This window comes from Rheinheimera hassiensis, assembly GCF_022436675.1.
Classification (GTDB): domain Bacteria; phylum Pseudomonadota; class Gammaproteobacteria; order Enterobacterales; family Alteromonadaceae; genus Alishewanella; species Alishewanella hassiensis.
The window spans coordinates 75968-99247 of record NZ_JAKUJZ010000001.1 but is presented as its reverse complement, the minus strand read 5'-3'; the positions used below and the strand labels follow the sequence as shown (position 1 = coordinate 99247).

Genomic DNA, 23280 nt, shown 5'->3' with positions numbered 1-23280 from the left:
GAGATATTGGCTCAGTACTCATCCAACGGGAAGTGTCAATATTGTTTAATATACCTGTGGAGGTCTGCGGGTATTGCTGCGCATGGCTTCACCATTTAAATTTGCAATACAGTGTCGATTTCCAACTGCGCAATAAAGTGCGCATCATGGCTTACCACGACAAAGCCGGCCGGATATTGATACAACGCTTGTGCCAGCAACTGTTTAGTCTCTAAATCCAAATGGTTATCCGGTTCGTCCAGTAACAGCAGGCTGTCGCTGTGTTGGCTTACCATTAGCATCGCCAGTTTCATTCGTTCGCCGCCGCTTAATACGCCAGCAGGTTTTAATGCCTTATCAGCACGCAAGCCGGCGCTGGCCAGTAAGGTGCGGGCGGTGGTTTCGCTAAGCAGTGGGCAATGCCGGCGCAGGTTAGCCAATGCGCTTTGGCTGCTATTGAGCAAGCTGAAGTGCTGATCCAGATACTGTACGGCGCAATTCAGCTGCAACTGGCCGGCAGCAGGCGCTATTAAGCCTGCCAACGTTTGCAGCAAGGTAGATTTGCCGCTGCCATTACAGCCTTGTAAATGCACACGTTGCTTACTGCGCCAATTAAAGCTTAGCGGCTGGTTATTGCCGTGCACCATTTGCAGTGCAACGGCATTTACCAGCTGCTTGCTGCCGGTTATTGCAGGTGCCTGCAAATAGAACTGTTGCGGTTTAATGACTTCCTGCTGTGCTTTTACCTGTTGCAACTGTTGCTGTGCCTGCTTTAGCTGGTGTTGCTCTTGTGTGCGCCGGGCCGACACTGCACTTTGTGCACGGTTTTTCTGGTAGTCCAGCAGTATAGTTGCCTGGCTGCCGCGCTGTTTTTCGCCCTGTTGCTGCCGTTTGGCGGCACGTTCTGCGGCGGTTTGTGTCTGGCGTTGCTGTTGTGCCAGATTACGTTCGGCCTGTTGGCGCTGCTGTTGCAATGATGTTTGCTGCAACTGACGTTGCTGCTGATAAAATTCATAGTTGCCGCCGTAACGGCTTAAACCGGAACTGTTTAACTCGTATATTACGTTGACTTGTTGTAGTAATTCCCGGTCATGGCTTATCAGCAAAATGGCGGTTTTTGGCCGGGCCAGAAAGCGGGTAATGCGCTGGCTTAACCAATTGCGTGCCTGTGCATCAAGATGGTTGGACGGTTCATCCAGGATCAGCAGTGGCCGTTGCTGATAAAAGGCCCACCACAGCCGCAGGTGATTAAGCTGACCGCCGCTTAAGCTGCTACAGCGTTGCCAGATATCCGGCGCAGCGCCTATCTGTTGCAGTTCGCTGTGCAGGTCATCCGTCAGTTGCCAGTGCCCGTCAATAATACTCAGGGTTTCAGTGTCGCATTGGCCATCAGCGAGTTGTTGCAGCGCTTTAAGTTTATCTGTAATACCAAGCAGACCGGCAAGGCGAATTTGCTGCCAGTGCGTTGGTGGTAGCTGCGACAGTAAATAGCAATCAGCAGGCTGTTGCTGTGCCAGTTGCGCTGCCAGCACCGATTTGCCGCTACCATTGCGGCCTATCAGTGCGCTAAGCCCGTTATCAAGCACCAGCTGAACATCACGATACAGTATATCGCCATTAGCTAAACTAAAGCTGCAGGGGGAAAAGTTGAATAAGGTCATATTGCCTCCCGATAATTCAGGGGCGGGTAATAAAGACAGATAAGGCAGTGCTATTGATAGCCCAACCGAAACAAACCCGCTAACCCTGATAAGTCCAATAAATAAAATTGACGGCTAATCAGGATTTAGTTGTTCATTTCAGTCATGAGCTCCAATGTTGGGGGGACGGCGGAATTATAACCTGTTCCGCATTGATCTCAATACCAGTGTTAAATGATGCTACTGCTTAGAGCTGTTTAATGCGTGAATAGCAAAACTACCCAGCCAGTGGCCGCCTTCGTAGCTGTCGCCTATCAGGTTGGGGTAAGAATGTGCCATATGCTGATCGGCTACTTGGCGCAGGTGCGCATACTGTGGGTACTGCTTTGCCAGGGCATACAGGTTCCAGGCACGGCTGAAGTTTAAACCATCTAAATGCACCAGCTTACCGTCGGTTCTGTCACTCACTTCGCCCACCGCCAGCGTATAAGCCGGGTTGGCAAGTTGCGGCATAAATTGATTTAGCCAGGGCAAAAATTGCTCTGACGGTAAAATACGCTGCATCAGACCGATTTCTTCCAGGCAAGGCGAGATAAAGTCGTAACCGCTGGGCTCCCAGTTTATCGGGCAGTTTTTATCCTGCAAAAAATAGTCTTTAGCACGCTGAGCAATAAGCTGCTGCAAGGCAGTGTTTTGCTGGTTAACAGCGTAGTCGTAAGCGAAGCTTAAACCAAAAGCAGTATTGGTATGCTCGCCAACGCGAACCGGATATAACAGCCGGGGTAAAAAGCTGATATAGCGCTCGGCAATAAGATCGGCCAGCGGCTGTAAATTAGCCGCCAGTTGTTTGGCCATTGGGTCTTGCCACTGCTGCAGTTCATCAGACAGTTTAAGCAACCAGGCCCAACCGTAGGTGCGCTCGAACGAGGCATTAATATCTTTGCTGAAAAAAGCGACTTCGCGTGCTACTTTGTCGGCCGTTAAGTTGCGCTGTAATACAGCTTTAACGTCATTTTTCTGGGCTAACTCCGGGAATTGACGCAGCAAATTTACCAGTGACCAGTAGCCGTGCACTGCGCTATGCCAGTCAAAACAGCCATAAAACACCGGGTGTACTGCTGAAGGCTCTTGCAAATCAGCGGCGCTGGCCAGTACTACGCCGGTTTTATATGGATAAGGTGTTTCGACACAGTGCAGTGGCAGTGATACCAGCTTGTTTGCTTCAGTGGATGTTAGTGTGTGGCTGCTATTTGCTGTATTGCCAGCCAGGCTAAGTGGCAGTAACAGGGCGCCGGTTAATATTGCAATTAGTTTCATTGGGTTACCTTACTATTGGCCGATGATTATATGCGGTATGTTGTCAGGTTAACGTAATTTATAGCGCTTGTCTGTCGCTGGTAGCCGCAGCTTAACGTGAATACAACGCAGTGAGCCGATCTTGGTTGCGTGGCAGCGTTGAACGTGGATAATTTAGTTCGCTTTGCGATTGCAATAACAACTGCCTAACCCGAACTTATGGGAACACAATGAAAACATCTTACCTTTTTACAGCCGCCGCACTGGCGCTTAGCCTTAGCACAGCAGCTGATGAAGGCCAGTGGCAACCCTATCAGCTGGCACAATTACAACCTGAATTAACCGCCAGGGGCATTGAGATCCCGGGCAAGCAACTGGCCGATTTAAGCCAGTACCCCATGAGTGCTATTGTTAGCCTGGGTTATTGCTCTGCTTCTTTTGTCTCGCCAAATGGCCTGGTGGTTACCAACCATCACTGTGGCTACAACGCCATTCAAAATAATTCTACCAAAGACAATAACCTGATTGAAAAAGGCTTTCTGGCCGCAACCTTAGCTGAGGAATTACCAGCTGGTGCGCAGGAGCGCTTATATATTACTGAATCGGTAACGGATGTAACTGCACAGGTATCGGGTAGTTTGGCGGCAGATTTAGCCGGCGCGGCACGTTATGAAGCCATTGAAGCTAACCGTAAAGCACTGATTAAAAGCTGTGAGGCAGATGCTAATTACCGCTGCTCGGTAGTTAGTTTTCATCATGGTTTAGAATATTTTCAGATTAAGCAATTGATGCTGCAAGATGTGCGGCTGGTGTATGCGCCGTCTGAGGCGGTAGGCAATTTTGGCGGTGATATCGACAACTTTGAATACCCGCGTCATACCGGCGATTACAGTTTTTTGCGCGGCTACGTTGGCAAAGACGGTAAACCAGCTCCGTATTCGGTTGATAACGTGCCGTACCAAAGTAAACAGTTCTTAAAAGTGAATGCCAGTGGTGTGCGTGAGGGCGATGGTATATTACTGGCTGGATACCCGGGCCGTACCAGCCGTTATCGTTTAGCTAATGAAATCGCCTTTGCGGCTAAATGGCAGTATCCGGCACAGGTAAAAACCTATCAGCAAATTATTAATACCATTGATAGCTTAAGCGCTAAGGATGCTGATTTAAAAGTAAAATACGCTTCTACTGTAAAAAGTCTGAACAACAGAATGAAGAAGCTGCAAGGCTTGCTGGATGGCTTTAAGGTAACTGATATTCATGCCATTAAGCAGCAGCAAGAGCAGGCACTGTTAACCTGGATTAATAGTGACGCCAGCCGTAGTGCTTACCAGCAAAGTATTACCGAACTGGCAACAGTCATTAAAGCCGAACAAGCGTTTAACCAGCAAACCTATTATTTTGACACTGCTAAACGCAGCGATATGTTGCAGGCGGCTATGCTGTTGTACCGTTTGGCACAGGAAAGCCAGAAGCCGGATGCCGAGCGCGAAATGGGCTTTCAGCAACGTGACTTAAGCATGATTGAAAGCCGGCTGGCACGAATGGAAAAAAGCTTTCATCCACACATGGATTTAGCTATTTGGTCAGAACAGCTGGCCGAGTATTTAGCTCAACCTGATACGGTAAGGGTAAGCGAGTTGGATGCCGCACTGGGTTTAACAGCGGGTATGAGCAAGGTGCAAGTTGCCGACAAGCTGGCTGCATTATATCCACAAAGCCAGCTAACCAGCACTGCGGGGCGTAAAGCGTGGCTGGGTAAAACCCCGGCTGAATTTACTCAAAGCAAGGATCCATTTATTCAAGTTGCAGTAGCCATTTATGAAAAAAACAAAGCACTGGAGCTGGAGGAGAAAACGTTAAATGGCCAACTATTGCGGGTGCGCCCAGCTTACATGCAGGCGATCATTGCCTACAATAAAACGCTGGGCAAACCGGTATACCCCGATGCTAACAGCACACTGCGTATTACTTACGGCACGGTAGATGGTTACCCGGCAAAAGATGGCGTGTATAAAACGCCGTTCACCTCGGTAAAAGGCCTGATAGCCAAACGGCAAAATACTGATCCATTTATCCTGCCGCAGGTTCTGGTAGAGGCTTACAACGCGGGTAAAACCGATGGCTATTATTATGCCGATTTAGCACCAAAGTACGAACCAGGCTTGCTGTGCCGTATTGCTGGCTGTGCCAAACCGGCGATTAGTGCTTTTAACTCAATACCGGTTAACTTTTTATCCAGCGCGGATACCACCGGTGGTAATTCAGGTTCTGCAGTAATGAACGGTAAAGGCGAACTGGTAGGATTAAACTTTGATTCTACGTATGAGTCGATCACCAAAGACTGGTACTTTAACCCCGAAATCACCCGCGCCATTCATGTTGATATCCGCTACGTGTTGTGGCTGATGGAGTATGTTGATGGGGCTCAAAACCTGCTGAATGAAATGGATATTGTCAGATAAGCACAGTTGCATACAGCAGTTTTTTATTTAGCAGTAACCGCGGCCAAAGCACAAAACACGCTTGGGCCGCAACCCGCTTACATTAACCAGATTAAGCTCGTCGTTAATCAAGGTTTACCCGTTGTATTGGCGTATTACTATCAAGTGTAATGGCCAGCTTGGGCACTTCTACTTCTGATAAAAGTGTTTTATGCCATACGCGCAGGGTGTAGTCGCCGGCTGGAACATCGTTTAACACAGCCAGGCCGTCGTCGTTACTGTGGCTGTAATATGGCGTATCCAGCACCACCACCCACGCAATCATCTGATCATGAATATTGCAGCCCAGAGCCGCTACGCCGCTTTGCTCAAATACAACCGGCTCGGTAGGGGTACCGACATACAGCTTAATTTCAAACTGCTTGATGGATGAAAAAGAATAGACATGATGGCGCACGGTGTCTTCATTGGGGAAGGTTACCGCCGTGCCACGCGGAATAACCAGCACTTCAGGGATAAAGGTGGTTTTGCGCTGAATAATGTTGGCAGTAGCGGCAGGTCTAACCGCAGCGGAGGCTGCAGTTGATTCGAGAAACACTACAGCACCTGCCACGGGCCCGCCGCTGATATGCTGCACCTGCACTTGTAACTGCGCGGCTAACGTTAGCGGCGGCAGCAGAAGTACCGCTGCCAGTAACAGGCAAAGAGACAGCTTAAGGTTCAATGGCAATACCTGCCAGTGCACTGCCATCGGCCAGCGTGCCGAGTTTTTTGGTTTTACCGCTGCTTAAATCTATCTGATAAAGCATACTGGCTGGCTCTGCCGCTGTGCTGGCAGCAACGAGGCCAATATTACTCAGGTCGGAAATATCAAAAGACACCTGCTGCAATGCTGTCAGCCCCAGGCTGCCAACAGTAAACAATTGTCCGGTATTAGGTGATACTGCCGGGGTTGTGCCTTCTTTGGTACCCTGAGTCAGCAAATTACCTGCTGTGATATCTATGGCGTAGTTGGTGGTTATTTTACTGTCTTGCTGGTTGTAAGTGTAAGCCGCAGCAGTAACCGCCGGGGTTTTGCCATGGTGTGAGTCGCCTGGCGCATACTGCAGTGTTGGATCGGTTGACGCCAGTTCTGCTGTAACCGGGTGCAAACGTAAGTTTTGGCCTTTGTCATTTACTACACGAATGCGGTCGGCCGCCGGGTTAAAATCAAAGCCGAACTGACCTTGTTGTAAGGTGCCTGCCGGTAAAGGCATGCCTACCGCTGTCAATGCACCAGTACCGGTGTTAATGGTGTAAAGCTGGCCTTTGTCTGATAACGCAAATAACACACCATAAGCTACGCGATAATCTATACCTTGCAGCGTTTCACCTTTTGCCAGGCCGGTAAGCGTTTTTTGCTCAATAACTTTATCCGGCGCTGAAGGGTTAACTTTAATTAACTGGTTGGCCTGGGTAAGCAGCCACAGTACTTCATTGCCTTTAAGCTCTGGCATTGCCGCTGCGTTAATGCCGGAAGAGAGCAAGCCAGTAACAGCCAGTAGGGTAGAACCGAAAACCGGTTTAGATATTTTCATTCTGTACGTCCTTTATCTGTTTTAACTGGCCGGCAATATGCAGACAGTTATAGTGAGTAAACACCGTTGCAGCTACTGAAATTCGCAGTAGCTTTTAGATCACTATGGCAGTACGGTATCGCAAGCTAAACAGTTTAGTAAATATAATAATAGTTATCTCAGATTTGCCCCATAATGGTCAGAGTCTGGCAGAAAACACCCTATGCTTATTTTGTTTCAAATAAAAAAACACAGGTAGATGAGGGACGTATGTTAAGAAAAATAAAAATTGGTAAAAGGCTTGCGGTAATTTTTTCCTTGATGGTGTTGCTAAGCATCCTTGTTGGTAGTGTTGCTATGTTTCGCTTTTCTGAAACCGAAACGAATATTAATAATATTGCTGACCGACGTCTGCCAGCTTCCTTATTGGCAGGTGATATGAACCGGGAGTTTTTGCTCATTCGCTTGTACACGGTAAATATGTTGCATGCCAGCTCTGAGGCCGACAGGCAGGTGCAGCGTAATGCATTGCAAGAAGCGACACGTAACTATCAGCAAGCTTCTGACAGCGCTGCTGCGTTTCACAAAACGGCAGCGGGAAGTGCGGTATTTAGCCAGGCGGTAGCAATTAAACAGCAATATGACCAGCTACATCAACAACTGCTGATGTTAATTGATCGCGGCCAAATAGATCAGGCTGAACAATTACGCCACCAGGGAATAAACGATACAGCACTAGAAGTGACTGAAGCACTGGTTGCTCTGGCTGCTTATCAACAAACCACCACCAGCCAGCAAGCCGACAGTGCCAAACACAGTATTGAGCTTGCTAACATGAATATGATTGTGATTATAGTCATTGCCGTCATTGTTGCGGTGATACTTGGCTTAATGTTAAGCCGTAGTTTAGTCAGACCAATGCAGGCGGCAGTGCTAATTAGCCAGAAAATTGCCGCAGGTGAGCTGAACCAGATTTTTCATGATGATGAGCCAGACGAAGCCGGCGAAATGATTCGCTCAATGGCACAAATGCAGCAACAATTAAAAACCACAGTACATGAAATAAATCAGTCTTCATCGCAACTGGCGGCTACATCTGAAGAGCTAAGCGTGGTAACAGAGCAATCCAGCCGTATCTTGCATCAGCAAAGTGAAGAGCTGGAGCAGGGCGCAACTGCAGTAACCGAGCTCACGACCGCCATTGAGGAAGTTGCCCGCAGTGCAGCTTCTACCTCACGTGATTCTGAAATAGCTAACGATAAAGCCCGGCAGGGGCAAGAACGGGTAAACCATACTATTCACACCATTCAGGCACTTGATGGCGAGCTGCAATCGTCACGCCACGGCATTGAAAAGCTGGCCGACAGGGTGAAAGACATCGGCTCTGTGCTGGGGGTTATTCGGGCTATTGCGGAACAAACCAACTTGCTGGCACTAAATGCTGCCATCGAAGCCGCCCGGGCTGGCGATAGCGGCCGTGGCTTTGCCGTTGTGGCAGATGAAGTGCGCGCATTGGCGCACCGTACTCAGGAGTCGACTAAAGAAATTGACCGCATGATGCATGCCGTTCAGGCTGAAACCCATAACACGGTAGAAAGCATGAACAGTTGTAGTGGTAAAGCAACCGAAACACTACAAATTGCCCGGCAGGCAGGCGAAGCCTTGCAGCTGATTGCCGAAGCTATTGGCCAGATCAGTGATCAAAACCTGACCATTGCCAGCGCGGCAGAAGAGCAAGCCACGGTCGCCCGTGAAGTTGACCGTAATTTGGTAAATATTCGCGATTTATCAGTACAAACTTCTGCGGGCGCCAATGAAACTCAGGCATCAAGTGCAGAGCTGGCCCGTTTGGCACAAACACTTAGCGAACTGGTAAACCATTTCCGCGTATAAATTTGTGCTGGCACAGAGTATTGCAGCAGCTAACAATCTTAGCTGCTGTTGTTATGCTCAGTAAGGGTTCAGTTGTCTTCTGCTACGGTGCCTGACCATATCGTACCAGGAGATGCTGATGTCTGAAGAGCAGTTGAAGCCGTCTGATCCTTTAGCCGCGCACCATAAACCACAAAATTTATCTGATCGTATCGCCTTTCGCTTAACCAAAATGCTGCGCTTTTGCGCCGACACCTTCTTTGCTAAACGTTATGGCCACCGCGCCGTTATTCTGGAAACTGTGGCCGGTGTGCCGGGTATGGTGGCTGGCATGCTGCGCCATATGCGCAGTTTGCGCCGTATGGAGGACGATCATGGCTGGATCAGGGTGTTGCTGGATGAGGCTGAAAACGAGCGCATGCACCTGATGACCTTTATTGAAATTGCCAAACCGAACTGGTTTGAGCGCACGCTGATTTTGCTAGCACAGGGCCTGTTTTTTACCGGCTTTTTAGTGCTGTATATGCTGTCAGCAAAAACAGCGCACCGCCTGGTGGGCTACTTTGAAGAAGAGGCGGTATACAGCTACAGCTGTTATCTGGCCGAGATAGAAAGTGGCGCAATTGACAATATTGCCGCACCTCAGGTGGCAATAGAATACTGGAAATTACCCGCTGACGCCCGCTTGCTTGAGGTGGTTATTGCCGTGCGCGCAGATGAAGCCGGGCACCGTGATGTTAACCACGATTTTGCCAATCAGTTAGCTAAGCAGTGAGTATTCTGCAACTAAGATATGCCTCATTAATCACAATAACTTGACCTGCTGGTTAATCTCATCTAGCTTAAGTAAGCGCTTACATTTTAATGTAACCATAATAATACTGCCTGTGCCACGGGTAACAAGGCAGAGCGGATAAGCGCAGCAGGACAGGATAAAAGTAATGTGCAGCAACAGGTGGCAATACCTGCTGTTAAAACGCAGCCCGCTAAAATACCGGGCTGCCACACTATTGTTGTTAACCCCACCAGCAAAATGTGTTTTGCCGCTGTTGTTATGGCCGTAAAACCGTTTTCACACTCAGCATGCCTTGTCTGGCACGCTTAAGCATGCATTAAAAGCTAGCGGCGTGACCCGTTTAATTGCACATAAACTGTGGGTTATTGCACATGAAAAATAGTCAAAACATTCCGGCACAGCACGCTAAGCTATGGCCGTCATTTTCTACTTTGCTGGCACTCTGTTGTTTAGGTGTGTCGCACACTTCTCTGGCAGATGTAACTAATCCTGTGATTGGTAATCTGTTATTCGAAGATAATTTCAGCAGCTTTAACAACAATACATGGAATGAAATTGAAGGCGATGGCTGCCAGGTAGGCTTATGTGGCTGGGGCAACCAGGAGCTGCAGTGGTATAGCGCCGACAACCTTAGCATTGAAGATGTGCCGGGCGAGCCGGGTAATAAGGCGCTGGTGCTGCAGGCGCGTAACGACGCTATCGGTGGTCGCGCTTTTAGTTCGGGTAAAATTGACAGCGAACAAAAGCTGGCCGTGCAGTACGGCATGATAGAGGTGCGTTTGCGGGTACCACAGCTGGGGATTGGTTTGTGGCCTGCCGCCTGGATGCTGGGCACCAGTACTGCCAGTTGGCCGGCCAAGGGCGAGATTGACATGATGGAAATGGGCCATCGTGCCCAGGGCAGGGCGGAGGCTGGCCACCCCGGTGCCGATATCAATAGCTATGTAGGTGCCAATGCCATTTTTTACGCCGATGCTGCCTGTGTGCCAGAAAATCCAACCTGTGCCGCCATGACAGCCTGGCAAACCGACAACGCTTATGTCGCGGCCCAGCCGCTGAGCAACCGCTTTGTTACCTACCGCACTTACTGGACGGACACCCAACTGCGTTTTACCGTAATAGACAATGGCGTTGAGTACGATATGTACGATGCACCTATCAGCATTACTGAGGAATCCAGCGAGCTGCAGCAACCGTTTTATTTACTGTTTAATATGGCGGTAGGCGGTAACTTTACTGATGCCGCAACGAATGCGCAGGTGACAGCTCCGTTGCCAGGTAAAATGTATATCGATTACATACGGGTATATCAGCTAAACGGTATGGGGCAGGTATTTAGTGGCAATGTAAACCCACCGGAAACGGGAAGCTTTGGCGTATTTACCGATACTACACCGACAAGCAACCAACTGCAGGCCGGTGTCAGTTCAGATATTTATATCTGGAACCAGGCGTCAGTAGTGGCGGGTAACACCGCACCGCTGGAAGGCAATAATGTTATTGCCTGGAACTATAACAGCCCGAACCAGTGGTTTGGTGGTGGCATTCAAGCCCGCCAAGTGCGCGATATGAGCAACTTTGCCAACGGCAGCATGAAGTTCAGTATCAAAATTCCGGCTAATGTTAGCTTTAAAATTGGCATTGCCGATTCATACACTAATGAAAACTGGCTGAATTTCCCAGCCAATGAAACCCGCTATGGTTTGGTGCGTAACGGTGACTGGGCAGAGGCGACTATTCCGGTTGCCGATTTACGCGGCGAACTGATTGCGCTACAGGCGTTAAGCGGCATGTTTTATATTGCCAGTATGGATGGCCAGTTACCCGGCAGCAGCTTTGAATTTGCCATTGATGATATTGTCTGGGAAGGCGGCGGTGGCACTGCGCTGGCCGACAGTGATGGCGATGGTGTGCCTGATAATCTGGACCAATGCGGCAATACTGCCAGCGGTACAGTAGTGGATGCAAACGGTTGCCCGGCTGCCGCCGGGGCTTCTGGCGTGGCGCAGACGGCAGCCGATAGTGTGCGGTTTTTTGTTAACAGCACAGGCTGGGCTGATGTGCATTACCGGGTAAATAATGGCGGGCAAATTAATGTTGCTATGCAACAGGCAAGTGGCGTAAACAGCTACCAGGTATCGGGTTTAGCGCCCGGCAATGTGCTGACATATTTTTTTACCTACTGGGATGCCGCCAATGGCTATGCTGTTGATACGGCAGAGCAAAGTTTTACCCTAAGCGGTAATGGCGGCGGAACTAACCCGGACCCGGGCGGGCCAGATCCTGATCCGGTCCAGGACAGTGACGGCGACGGTGTGAATGATGCGCTGGACAATTGCCCCGGCACACCGGCTGGTGCGCCGGTAAATGCCAATGGTTGCCCGCTGACAGCACTGAATGTAGTGCCGTTATTTAATGCGGCAACACCGCTGGAGAGCGCTATTCAGTATGATCGCGGCGATGCCTTAGTTACCCGTTTTTCTGATCGCGCCCGCGACAGACACGCCAAAGAAAACCATTTTCAGGCTTATGATCATTACCTGACGTTTTACTGGGAAGACAGAACAGCCGCCATCGAAATTGTCGATTACGTTGCCAAAGGCGGCAGCAGTATTCGGATGAATGTAGTGACGCAGAATAAATTGCATGATACAGAAGCAGAAAACCGCTGGTGGTATATCGGTATGAATACGCTGGCAGAGTTTTGCGGTAATGGTGTGATGAACATGGTAGATAACACCCATTACTGGAAAGAAGAAAGCTATAACTGCCGCGAAGGCCGGCCTATTCAGGTTGGCGATAAGCTGGAGTTTGAAGTCAGCCAGTTTTTAGATGGCTCTACCCTGCCGCGTGGCCGCGCTAACTATTACGGTACCACCTTTTTGTATATTGTTGGCCAGGGCATAGTGCCGTGGGATGTTACCGATAAAGAAATTTTCCAGCCTGGCCGTTATTTACAGCGTGACTCAGTGCCGCTGCCTGCCAGTGCACGGTTAGGTGGCGACACCACCCTGCATGTACAAATGACTGCCGAGCCAGACGGCCATTTTCAACAAATGGCGACTAACCTGGGTTACGACAATGGCCAGCCTTTTGTACTGGGACGGCGTTTGCACCATACCTCCTTTGTCGACGGCAGCCATGATGAAAACGCCGAAAACGGTATTTTTACCGGCATGGTGGGCTTAGCCGGTTCGAATTATATTAACCAGCGCTGCTCTGGCTGCCATGTGCGTAATGGCCGGGCTCCAATTGGCGCCGTTGGCTCGCCGCTGGATAAGTGGGTATTTCGCGTAGGCAATGCCGATGGCTTATCACATGCCGAATTAGGCCGGGTATTGCAACCACGGCGCAATGGCGGAAGCAGCAATGAAAGTATGCCATCTATTGCTTCGTTTACTGAAAGTAACGGCCTGCGCACGCCGAATTACCAGTTCAGTGGCACAATGCCAGATACGTTCTCGGCCCGTATTGCACCGCAGTTAAACGGTATTGGTTTGCTGGAGGCTATACCTGAAGCAGCGATACTGGCGCTGGAGGATGCAGATGATGCCAACGGTGATGGCATTTCCGGCCGTGCCCATCGCGTGCTTGACCCTGTTACCGGTGAAGCGCGTTTAGGCCGCTTTGGTTATAAAGCAGCAACCAGCAGCGTAAAACATCAGGTGGCAGCGGCGCTTAATACCGATATGGGTGTGATGACTACAATATTACCCACACCAGACTGTGGCGCAAGCCAGAGTAATTGCGGTGCTGGCGTACAGTTGGCAGATCAGCATCTGGATAATCTGGTGAAGTACATCTCGTTGCTGGGAGTGCGGCCACAACGTGATTACAACAACCCGCAGGTGTTGCAAGGCAAGGCTGTGTTCAGCACTATCGGCTGCAACGGTTGCCATACCGAAAGCTTTCAAACCAGTGAATATCACCCGCTGGCAGAGTTACGTAACCAGACTATTTACCCATACACCGATTTACTGCTGCATGATATGGGGCCGGGCCTGGCGGATAACTTAGCCGAAGGTGAGGCAGGCGGCTCAGAGTGGCGCACCGCACCGCTGTGGGGCCTGGGTTTATCCGCCTGTGTTACCGGTGGGGTAGCGGGCAACATAGGTTGGGACGCGTTTGGCCTGGATGGGCATGAGTATTGCACTCCAGACGGCAATTATCTGCATGACGGCCGCGCCCGCACTATTGATGAAGCGATCCGCTGGCACGGTGGTGAGGCAGAAATAAGCCGGATGAACTACCAGAACCTGTCGGCTACAGACAAAGATGCTTTGCTGGCGTTTTTAAACAGCTTGTAGCCAGTACCAATCCGCTTACCTAAACGGCACTCAATAGTAGTGCCGTTTTTACTGATGCATGCAAATGATAATTGTTATTATTTGTGCATTGTGCTAATAATACCAGCCTTGTTTACAGGTATAAAAACGCACAGTAGTTACCTCAGTAGTTACATAGTATGGCCGTGCATTAAAGGTAAGGTGAATGAAAGCAAGATTCCGCGACAGCATGACCTGGCTGCATACCTGGTCCGGGCTTGTCGTTGGCTGGGTGTTGTTTGCGGTATTTTTAACCGGCACTCTGGCATTTTTCCAGCATGAAATTACCGACTGGATGCAGCCCGAACTGCAACATAAAGCCAATCCTGAGCATAGCCTGGCACAAGCACAGGCATTTTTGCAGCAAAAAGCGCCGGGCTCCGCCAGTTGGTCTGTGTCGTTGCCCGATGAGCGTTCAGCTACCACCAATGTGTTTTGGCGTGATGCCGCCGCCGGCGGGCGCGGTTTCCGGCGTGCTACGCTCGATGGCAACGGTGAGGAAGTCCCATTAAGAGACAGCCGTGGCGGCAGCTTTCTGTACCGTTTTCACTTTGATTTACACTATATGCCGGTGCTGTGGGCCCGCTGGCTGGTAGGTATTTGCACCATGTTTATGTTGGTGGCTATTATCAGCGGCGTAATTATTCATAAAAAGATTTTTAAAGATTTCTTCAGCTTTCAGCCTGGCAAGGGGCCGCGCAGCTGGCTGGATGCGCATACTATTACCGCAGTGCTAGCGTTGCCGTTTCATTTAATGATCACCTACACCGGCCTGGTTACGCTGATGTTTATGTATTTGTCCTGGGCCATTTCGCTTGGCTTTGGTGATCGCAATACCCTGTTTGAAACCTTAACCCGGCAACCGCCGGCGGTGGTGGCCAGTGGTGAGGCGGCCGCTATGCTGTCGCTGCAGCCGTTGTATCAGCAGGCAAAGTTACAGTTGAGCGGTGCGCCTATTGCTTTTGTGGCAGTGAATAATCCTGGCGATGCGGCTGCCACTGTGCAGTTTACTGAAGGCAGTACGCAGTCGCTTATTGTGCCCGGCCGTACTTTAATTTATTCCGCAGTGAGTGGCGAATTACTCAGCCAGCAGCAACCGCAGTTGGCCGCCGAGCATACCCGCCGCACAATGGTAAATTTACACGCCGGCCGTTTTGCCGGTTTGCAGCTGCGCTGGTTGTATTTTATCAGCGGGGTTATGGGCACGCTAATGATCGCTACCGGGCTGGTGTTATGGTCAGAAAAACGACTGCGAAAGCAGAGCGCTAACAATAAGATAGCGCCGGGGCAGCAACTGGTTCGCTGGTTAAATATCGGCGTTATTCTGGGTTTGCCATTGGCTGTCGCAGCGTATTTTTACGCCAACCGCTTATTACCGCTGGCGCTGGAAAACCGCGCACAGATGGAAATCCACTGCTTTTTTGCCGGCTGGGCGTTAATGCTGCTGTATCCGTTGCTACGCGGTATCAGCAATAGCTGGCGTGAGGGCGCCTTGCTGCTCGCGCTGGCATATTTAGTGTTACCACTGTTGAGCATACTAACAGTACAGCGCAATATACTCAGTTACCATTTTCCTGCCGACACCACCTTACTGGCAGTGGATTTGGCACTACTGCTAAGCGCCGCCGGCTTTTTTCTGCTCTGGCGTTTTACCTTGCGCCGCGCGGCGCAGGCTAAGCAACACCTGACTAAGGACGAGGGCGATACCGCGCAGGAGCTGGTATGTCGTTAATATCACACCCCAAAGTACAATTAAGCTACCGTTTGCTGTTGGCCATTGCCGGCGGCTTTTGCTTGAGTATTCTGGCCACGGCCGCCTTGCCCGGCGTTCTAGCGCTAATGGGTGCCAATAAAGCCGGGGCCTTTGTCTGGCTGATGCTGCTGAGTTTTGTCTGGTATAGCCTGATTATTCTGTGGGTAATAAGCACTAAGCGCCTCGCCAGAACCAGCCTGATGTTGCTGCTGTTAGCGGCCGGATTATATTTGAGCCTGGTTTACACCACACCGCCGGCAGGGGTAAGTAGTAATGCGGAGCAAACAAGATGATGTTGCTGTGGTTATTATGTCTGGCCGGTTTTACGCTGCTGAGCCTGGCCATGCCGCGCTATCGCCGGCTGTTTGGCTTGCGCCATTTAAGCCAGCGCTCAGAGCGCGGCTGGCGGCTAAGCGGTTTCGCACTATTACTGTTGTCTTTACTGCTGGTATTACAGCGCCAGCAACTGGCTGAAGACTTAGTCACCTGGTTTGGCATTTTGACCATGACAGCACTGCTGGTTGCATCGGTGCTTGCATACCGGCAGCGGCGTTAACCGGCGTTATTTGGCCTGGTAGCGTGCCAGAAACAGCGCGATCGCTTCGTTGATAATATGCGCTTGTTGCGCCGGTGTCTGCTGTTCCAGGCCAAATAAACTGGGGTAAAACACAAAGGACTTCAGCTGGTAAATAAACTGTTTACCCGCAAAGGGGATATCGGTAATTTGTAACACCCCGGCAGAGCAGGCGTCGGTTAAAAAGTTGTCTATATAGCGCTTGCAACCCAGACTGCTGTCGCTCATCAGCTGTGCCAGTTCCGGGCGCTGCATGACCTGCATAATGGCAATTTTGGCTACCCGTAAAAAAGCCGCAGAACTAAGCAGCGTAACTTCATCTTGCGCTATGCTGCGCAGTTGCTGATCAATAGGCTCTGCCACGTTAAAACGCACTTCACCGCCCTGCGCCAGTTTGTTGAACATACGCTGTAAAATCGCCTGAAACAGTGCATCCTTAGTGGCGAAATGGTTGTACACTGTACGTTTTGACACTTTAGCCTGCAGTGCCAATTGGTCCATGCTGGTATGCTCCACACCGCTGCTGTGGAACAGTTCTTCTGCCGCATCAAGTATTTGCATGCGTTTCTGTTCTGTTAGTTTCATCGTTTTCAGCCTTGCATTAGTGCAGCTATTGTAGCCCAGCACAGAAAAAACTGCACTAACCAGTTTACTTATGTGTTTTTGTATGTAAACTGCACGGTGTAGTTTATATCGGGTGAGCTTATGCGCAAAGTAATTAAACCACTAAGCTGGCTGCTGGGCAGTCTGGCGCTGACAGGGGCAGGAATAGTGATGCTAAATACCAATATAGTAGCGAATGTTGATGCAACAACCTTAACGGATGCCAGCCAGTATCAGCATGGCAAGTTTCATAATGTGCATGCTTTTGAACAACCGGGTTTGCTGAAAACGCTGGAAATTGCCAAACGTTATTTCACTGAGCCGGCAGTAGACAAGGTGCCGGCGAAAACCATGCCGCTGCAGCCACTGAGCCGGCAGCAACTAGATGCCCTACCGGATAACGATGTGCACTTTGTTAAGCTGGGGCATTCATCGGTGCTGTTAAAAGTGTATGGCGAATACTGGCTGTTAGACCCGGTATTTTCGCAGCGCGCCTCGCCGTTTTCATTTCTGGGCCCGAAACGTTTTCACCAGACGCCAATCAGTATCGCAGAGCTTCCAGCTATTGCTAAAGTGCTGATCTCACATAACCACTATGATCATTTAGACAAAGCCAGTATTAAACAACTAGCGGTGAAAACCGCGCAGTTTTTGGTGCCGCTGGGGGTAGAAACCGACTTACAGAAGTGGGGTGTGGCAGCAGAGAAAATTCAGCGTTTTGACTGGTGGCAGGAACAGGTTAGCGACAATGCGCTGATTGCCTTTACGCCAACGCAGCATTTCTCCGGCCGTGGCATTGGTGATGGCAACACCACTTTATGGGGCTCCTGGGTAATTAAAACTTTAGCCGGTGCGGTGTATTTCAGTGGTGATTCTGGTTACTTTGATGGTTTTAAGCAGATAGGCAATAAATATGGCCCGTTCGATATCAGCTTTATTGAAACCGGCGCTTACGATAATGACTGGGCACATATTCATATGACGCCGGAGCAAAGTGTGCAGGCGCATCTGGATGTAAAAGGTCAGGTAATGGTGCCGGTGCATAACGGCACTTTTGACCTGGCGTTTCATGCCTGGTATGAGCCACTTGAGCGGGTTAGTACTGCTGCATCACAAGCTGATACCGCACTGTTAACACCAGAGTTTGGGCAGCTGGTGTCTCTGTCACAATTGCATAGCAGTGTGGCACAAAACAGCTACTGGTGGCAGGCGCTGATGCGCCAAGCAACAGCAACTAATGGTACTATTACCTCAGTAATACCATAAAAAACTGCTTGGTTTGCAGCGTTATTGTTTTTAACGATACATTCTTGCACAAAATATAAACCTGACTTTGGTTCATTATCGTACACGCAATTGTCGCTTGATATTTTAACCATATGAATAACATGTTAAATTACCGTTTATCTTTAATGGCGAGTCTGAATATATAAAAAGACAGATATAAAATAAAGCTGCGCGTTGGAGTAGTTACAATATCATCTTGTTTTTAAGCAATTTGGTTATTTTTAGAATGATTATCGTTAGATAATTTTATCAGGCAGGTCTGCTGGGTTTTCTTCTGCTCAAACACCGATAGTTATTGCACGATGCACTGTTTTTTAAACTTAATGTCTGATAGCCGAAAGTTGCGGCTATCAGATGCTGTGATCTCTAGAACGGATTTATACTGCCGCCCCATATTATCCCTGAAGCACAAACATTTAAATCTTCCCAGGTATTATCAGTGTAAATTACACGGTTAGCACAGGCTGACAGCTCTGTAAAACTGCTATTATTAGAGTAATTTATCAGGTTTACTATGCATGTTGTACTATTATCGCAACTCCAGCTTTGGCCGCGTCCGCTGTCATGGCTCCAGGTAACTTCCAGCACTGGTTTCGAAGTAACCAGCCTATACCAGATGGATGGTTGTGCATTAACTATGCTTGAACAATAGTGAGCAGTATATTGCTGCTGTGTTGGTGTGCCGCTAATAACACATTCAACATGAGCTGCAGCAGCATTAGCTGAGAAATATAGCGCGCTAAGAACAAGTAGTGATCTGATTATGTTCATATTTTTTCCTTACTTATTAGTATTTTACCCCCGTTGGGCCTATATACTCTAGCGCAGAATACATATTAAAAATAATACTTAAAATTAACTAAAATGTGATATTTATTTGATATTTAGGGGTGTTGAAGAACAGTAACGGCTGAATCATAGTGTAATTGAAGCATCATAAAGCTAAAAAATAGTATCTGATAAAAAATGAGGCTGAGCTGCATGGAGCGCATACAATGACAAAACATTGCTTTATGGGAGCAGCATTAGTTGCAAGCAGAAGTAGTTGGTTTAGGACTATATGAAAGCAAAGTTCGAAATGATGGATCCGTAAGGGGTACGTGCCAAGTAAATAAAGGGCTTTTTGGCTGCAATTTCCCCTTTAAAATTGCGCTGTCGTGCCTTGTTGTCGCACGTTAAATGCGATTAATAAAAGGCACAATGATGAACCTGACAACTACTTTTCCGTTTACAGAAAAACAACGATTGGCATTAAAAGCACTTGCCAAAAAATGCCAGTATAGCGACGAAAAACTGAGCAATTTAAAGCTGATCGTAACGCCAGCAGATATAAAAACGTACTATGTAGCTTTAGAAGTCAAAGGAAAAACGCATACGATTAAACTTGGCAGTCTTGAGGAGTTAGCACTGGATGATGCCAAAGCCCGGGCGGTTGAATTTATCGCTGGTGCAGATCATTTATATAGCAGCAATGAAAAAGCACCTGACATAACATGAGATTCTTTAGTGTTGAATAACAAGCATTAAATATAATGCTTGTTATTTTGTTTAAATAGAATTAAACAGATTTTTTCTTACGGCTAGCAGCAAAACCAATTAAGCCTAAAGCGAAAATAGCTAAAGAAGTTGGTTCAGAAACTGCAACCACAGGAGCTGGAGAAGTTACTGTTGAAGAGAAGCTTTTTACATTAACGCCATTGTTTGTTAAACCTTGAGTAGAAAAGAACCACTCAGTCTCAGTCGCAATAAAATCAGCGTGTGTAACATTACCGATAATGTATAAGCCAGTAGAAGCACCTTGTGTACTATTTTGACGAATGCTTGTACCCGTAAAAGAAAATCCTTCTACAGTCCAAAGTTCAACGCCAATAATATTGCTTAAAACTAAAGGGTTTTTTACGCTGAAAATAGAATCAATAGTGAAGTAATCTAAGTAATCGCCAGTAGCAAGAACAGGAAATAAAGTGCTGTTAAGGCTAAAATCAACTTGGGTAATTTCACCGTTTGCATTTAATGTAGTTTGACCAATACCAAACACATCAAAAGAACCATTAATACCTATAATTGGTGCTGCGTTAGCTGAAGCAGTTATAAAAAGTAATAAACCAGCGGCGAATAATTTTTTCAACATGATATTTCCATATTTCAATAAAATAATAAAAGTCAAAATACATAATTAAGTAAATGCTTAATTACATATAGAACGTTTCAATGAATCCCTCTATTTTTAAGCACTTTACGTGCCATGTTTGTATCTACTTGTTTTATATGTCTTTACCTGTTTTGTTTATTTTTTATGTTTTAAATTTTTTTTATATGAGAGCTATATGTAAGAAAAGCGGACGGTCAATTAATATACAATATCTGACGGGTCCGCGCGAATGGCGTAGATAAAGCAAATAGTTAGAATCAAAGGGAGCGTTCATGGCTGTTCGCGATCATATCTTTCGCCAAAAACTGCGAGTTTTCCAGTACGCAGCGATCTTGCATGGCTTGGTGGAAAGCGAGTAGTTTTAAGGAAGAAAAAAATTAAGGACTAATGCCTTAGTAAGTCAGAGCCGAGGCAAGTTTGAATTACCTTGCGTAACTTCCAAGTGAACTAGAGGAAGTACTCATAAAGTTGGAAAAGTTCGTTTTTCTGTTATTGCACACGACACTTCTGTTATTGCACACGGCACTAAAGCAAATTAGCGCTTCTTAAGCGCTAAAAACTAATCTGATAGGGCGACATTAACGCACTCATCGAGTTCTGTTTATATGCTAACAACAGCAGTATAAATATAGTTGGCGCCTGGCATATCGTGCAGTTTAGAGTGGTGGGTATCCTAAAGTTTTGCAGGCTGTAGCTTGTTTAGTAGAATCTCGGTAGCATCGAGCTATTTTCAGGAAGTAGGGCAAACGACAAGCCTTTAAAAATAGCGGCACCAGCTGGGTGGCGCGAGTGTAGTAATAAAGCATAGCTTTATATGAGCAGAACGTGCAGCAGCTCCAACTGCAAGGGAGAATAGTCCACTGAGGTTAGCATGAAAGCGAAGCTTGAAATGGTGGCCCCAGCTGGACTCGAACCAGCGACCGATCGATTATGAGTCGAGCGCTCTAACCAACTGAGCTATGGGGCCATGTGTAGCATTTCGCTATTGAAGCTATTAGCTGTGAAGCGGCAGGCAGTATAAAAACTTTTGCCGGCTTTGTCATCCGGCTTATTACGCTAAGTGCAGTTAATTGCTGCTTTTTTAGGCGTTAAGCCGGTTTAAATAATAAAGGCGCCGTTTAGCGCCTTTATCTGTGTTGTTATGAACGCTGCAACTTACTCGTCCAGGAAGCTTTTTAATACTTCTGAACGTGATGGGTGGCGCAATTTACGCAGAGCTTTGGCTTCAATTTGACGAATACGCTCACGGGTTACGTCAAACTGTTTACCTACTTCTTCCAGCGTGTGGTCGGTGTTCATATCGATACCAAAGCGCATACGCAGTACTTTGGCTTCACGGGCTGTTAAGCCTGCCAGTACTTCGTTAGTAGCGTTTTTCAGGCTTTCCATGGTGGCAGAGTCCAGCGGTGATTCACCGGTGGCATCTTCGATAAAGTCGCCCAGATGCGAGTCTTCATCGTCACCAATCGGCGTTTCCATTGAAATCGGCTCTTTGGCGATTTTCAGCACCTTACGGATTTTATCTTCCGGCATTTGCATGCGTTCGGACAATTCTTCCGGAGATGGCTCGCGGCCCATTTCCTGCAGCATCTGGCGGGAAATACGGTTTAACTTGTTTATGGTTTCAATCATATGCACCGGAATACGGATGGTGCGGGCCTGGTCCGCGATAGAGCGGGTAATGGCCTGACGGATCCACCAGGTGGCGTAAGTTGAAAACTTATAACCACGACGGTATTCAAACTTATCTACTGCTTTCATCAAGCCGATGTTGCCTTCCTGAATTAAATCAAGGAACTGCAAACCACGGTTGGTGTATTTTTTCGCGATAGAGATAACCAGACGTAAGTTAGCTTCTACCATTTCTTTCTTAGCACGGCGGGCTTTGGCTTCGCCGATAGACATACGACGGTTAATATCTTTAATTTTAAAGATACTTAAGCCGGTTTCTTCTTCAACTTTTTTCAGCTTTTCAATGCTGCGTACCAGCTCTTCCTGCATGTCTTTCAGTTTGGCTGAATAAGGCTTGTTAGCCGCAATTTCGGCATCTAACCAGGCAGTTGAAGTTTCAAAACCAGTAAAGGCTTTAACGAAGTTTTTCTTCGGCATTTTGGCGTATTCAACACAGTGCTTCATCACAATGCGTTCTTGCACCCGAACACGGTCCATCATTTCGCGCATGTTTTTAACCAGGCGATCGAACTGTTTTGGCACCAGACGGAAGCAGCGGAATACTTCGCTTAGTTTTTCAATTTCTACTTTGGTAGTGGCGTGTTCACGGCCGTTTTTCACGATCGAGTTACGGGTAACGTCGTACTGGGTACGCAGCTCGCCAAACTTCAGCCGCGCCATTTCCGGATCCGGGCCGCTATCGCCGTCGTCGGCATCAGCGTCGCCGTCTTCATCGTCATCGTCGCTGTCGTCATCGTCCAGCTTATCTTCTGGCACGTCTGAGCCAATGTGGCTGCCAACGATCGGCGCTTCGTCGATATCGTTCGGGTCAATAAAGGCAGTAACAATGTCGCTTAAACGAATTTCTTCAGCTTCATACTTATCCCACTGTTCCAGCAGATAAGTAATAGCTTCAGGGTATTCGGCAACAGAGCTTTGAACTGTGTTGATGCCGTCTTCAATCCGCTTGGCGATGTCAATTTCGCCTTCGCGGGTCAGAAGCTCAACAGTGCCCATTTCACGCATGTACATCCGCACAGGGTCGGTAGTGCGACCCAGTTCTTTGTCCACGCTGACTAAAGCTTGTGCCGCTTCTTCTACGGCGTCTTCATCTGTGGTGGCATCGGTCATGATCAGGTCGTCGGCATCCGGTGCTGTTTCAAACACCTGGATCCCCATGTCATTGATCATGCGGATAATGTCTTCTATCTGATCTGAATCGATAATGTCTTGCGGCAGGTGATCATTCACCTCAGCAAAGGTAAGATAACCTTGCTCTTTACCTTTAATGATCAGGAGTTTTAGCTGCGACTGAGGATTTTGCTCCATAGAGAC

General features: G+C 48.2%; 16 protein-coding genes and 1 tRNA gene. 9 read left to right on the top strand and 8 right to left on the bottom strand.

What is annotated here, in order from left to right; translation table 11 throughout:
- Positions 1-95: 95 nt before the first annotated feature.
- Positions 96-1640, bottom strand: coding sequence for an ATP-binding cassette domain-containing protein (locus tag MJX74_RS00415; RefSeq protein WP_240219890.1), 1545 nt, complete (start codon positions 1638-1640; stop codon positions 96-98).
- Positions 1641-1859: 219 nt separating this feature from the next.
- On the bottom strand, positions 1860-2936 hold the full coding sequence (locus MJX74_RS00410; RefSeq protein ID WP_240219888.1) for a DUF2891 domain-containing protein: 1077 nt from the start codon (positions 2934-2936) through the stop codon (positions 1860-1862).
- 209 nt (positions 2937-3145) lie between these two features.
- Here MJX74_RS00410 and MJX74_RS00405 point away from each other — a divergent pair, with 209 nt between their 5' ends.
- A complete protein-coding gene (locus MJX74_RS00405; RefSeq protein ID WP_240219886.1) occupies positions 3146-5377 on the top strand; it encodes a S46 family peptidase in 2232 nt (743 codons plus the stop codon).
- Between the two features lie 103 nt (positions 5378-5480).
- Here the strand turns inward: MJX74_RS00405 and MJX74_RS00400 are convergent, their stop codons facing one another.
- On the bottom strand, positions 5481-6080 hold the full coding sequence (locus MJX74_RS00400) for a methylamine utilization protein (RefSeq protein ID WP_240219884.1): 600 nt from the start codon (positions 6078-6080) through the stop codon (positions 5481-5483).
- On the bottom strand, positions 6070-6933 hold the full coding sequence (locus tag MJX74_RS00395) for a DUF4394 domain-containing protein (RefSeq protein WP_240219882.1): 864 nt from the start codon (positions 6931-6933) through the stop codon (positions 6070-6072). The genes MJX74_RS00400 and MJX74_RS00395 overlap by 11 nt, the downstream gene beginning before the upstream one ends.
- A 249-nt stretch (positions 6934-7182) precedes the next feature.
- On the opposite strand from MJX74_RS00395, the gene MJX74_RS00390 reads away from it, so the two are divergent.
- The 6 genes from MJX74_RS00390 to MJX74_RS00365 all read left to right on the top strand — a co-directional run bounded on the left by MJX74_RS00390 (position 7183) and on the right by MJX74_RS00365 (position 16214).
- Positions 7183-8805 (top strand): methyl-accepting chemotaxis protein, encoded by a 1623-nt coding sequence (locus tag MJX74_RS00390; protein WP_240219879.1) that lies wholly within the window; start codon positions 7183-7185, stop codon positions 8803-8805.
- A 118-nt stretch (positions 8806-8923) separates the two neighbouring features.
- Positions 8924-9559 (top strand): alternative oxidase, encoded by a 636-nt coding sequence (locus MJX74_RS00385; RefSeq protein WP_240219877.1) that lies wholly within the window; start codon positions 8924-8926, stop codon positions 9557-9559.
- 392 nt (positions 9560-9951) lie between these two features.
- Positions 9952-13887, top strand: a complete 3936-nt coding sequence (locus MJX74_RS00380; protein WP_240219875.1) for a di-heme oxidoredictase family protein — start codon at positions 9952-9954, stop codon at positions 13885-13887.
- 184 nt (positions 13888-14071) lie between these two features.
- Positions 14072-15637, top strand: coding sequence for a PepSY-associated TM helix domain-containing protein (locus MJX74_RS00375; protein WP_240219874.1), 1566 nt, complete (start codon positions 14072-14074; stop codon positions 15635-15637).
- Complete coding sequence (locus MJX74_RS00370; protein ID WP_240219873.1) at positions 15628-15951, top strand: hypothetical protein; 324 nt, start codon at positions 15628-15630, stop codon at positions 15949-15951. Before MJX74_RS00375 ends, MJX74_RS00370 begins: the two co-directional genes overlap by 10 nt.
- Positions 15948-16214 (top strand): DUF3325 family protein, encoded by a 267-nt coding sequence (locus MJX74_RS00365; RefSeq protein WP_240219872.1) that lies wholly within the window; start codon positions 15948-15950, stop codon positions 16212-16214. Before MJX74_RS00370 ends, MJX74_RS00365 begins: the two co-directional genes overlap by 4 nt.
- A gap of 6 nt (positions 16215-16220) precedes the next feature.
- Here MJX74_RS00365 and MJX74_RS00360 read toward each other — a convergent pair whose 3' ends face one another.
- On the bottom strand, positions 16221-16817 hold the full coding sequence (locus tag MJX74_RS00360; protein WP_240219871.1) for a TetR/AcrR family transcriptional regulator: 597 nt from the start codon (positions 16815-16817) through the stop codon (positions 16221-16223).
- Positions 16818-16937: 120 nt separating this feature from the next.
- On the opposite strand from MJX74_RS00360, the gene MJX74_RS00355 reads away from it, so the two are divergent.
- Positions 16938-18101: an MBL fold metallo-hydrolase gene (locus MJX74_RS00355; protein WP_240219870.1), complete on the top strand. Its 1164-nt coding sequence runs from the start codon at positions 16938-16940 to the stop codon at positions 18099-18101.
- 1224 nt (positions 18102-19325) lie between these two features.
- On the top strand, positions 19326-19619 hold the full coding sequence (locus MJX74_RS00350) for an Arm DNA-binding domain-containing protein (RefSeq protein WP_240219868.1): 294 nt from the start codon (positions 19326-19328) through the stop codon (positions 19617-19619).
- A 61-nt stretch (positions 19620-19680) separates the two neighbouring features.
- Here MJX74_RS00350 and MJX74_RS00345 read toward each other — a convergent pair whose 3' ends face one another.
- The 3 genes from MJX74_RS00345 to rpoD all read right to left on the bottom strand — a co-directional run bounded on the left by MJX74_RS00345 (position 19681) and on the right by rpoD (position 23274).
- Positions 19681-20253, bottom strand: coding sequence for a PEP-CTERM sorting domain-containing protein (locus tag MJX74_RS00345; protein ID WP_240219866.1), 573 nt, complete (start codon positions 20251-20253; stop codon positions 19681-19683).
- A gap of 911 nt (positions 20254-21164) precedes the next feature.
- Positions 21165-21241 (bottom strand) — tRNA-Ile (locus tag MJX74_RS00340).
- A gap of 188 nt (positions 21242-21429) precedes the next feature.
- Positions 21430-23274, bottom strand: a complete 1845-nt coding sequence (gene rpoD, locus MJX74_RS00335; protein WP_240219864.1) for an RNA polymerase sigma factor RpoD — start codon at positions 23272-23274, stop codon at positions 21430-21432.
- Positions 23275-23280 lie beyond the last annotated feature (6 nt).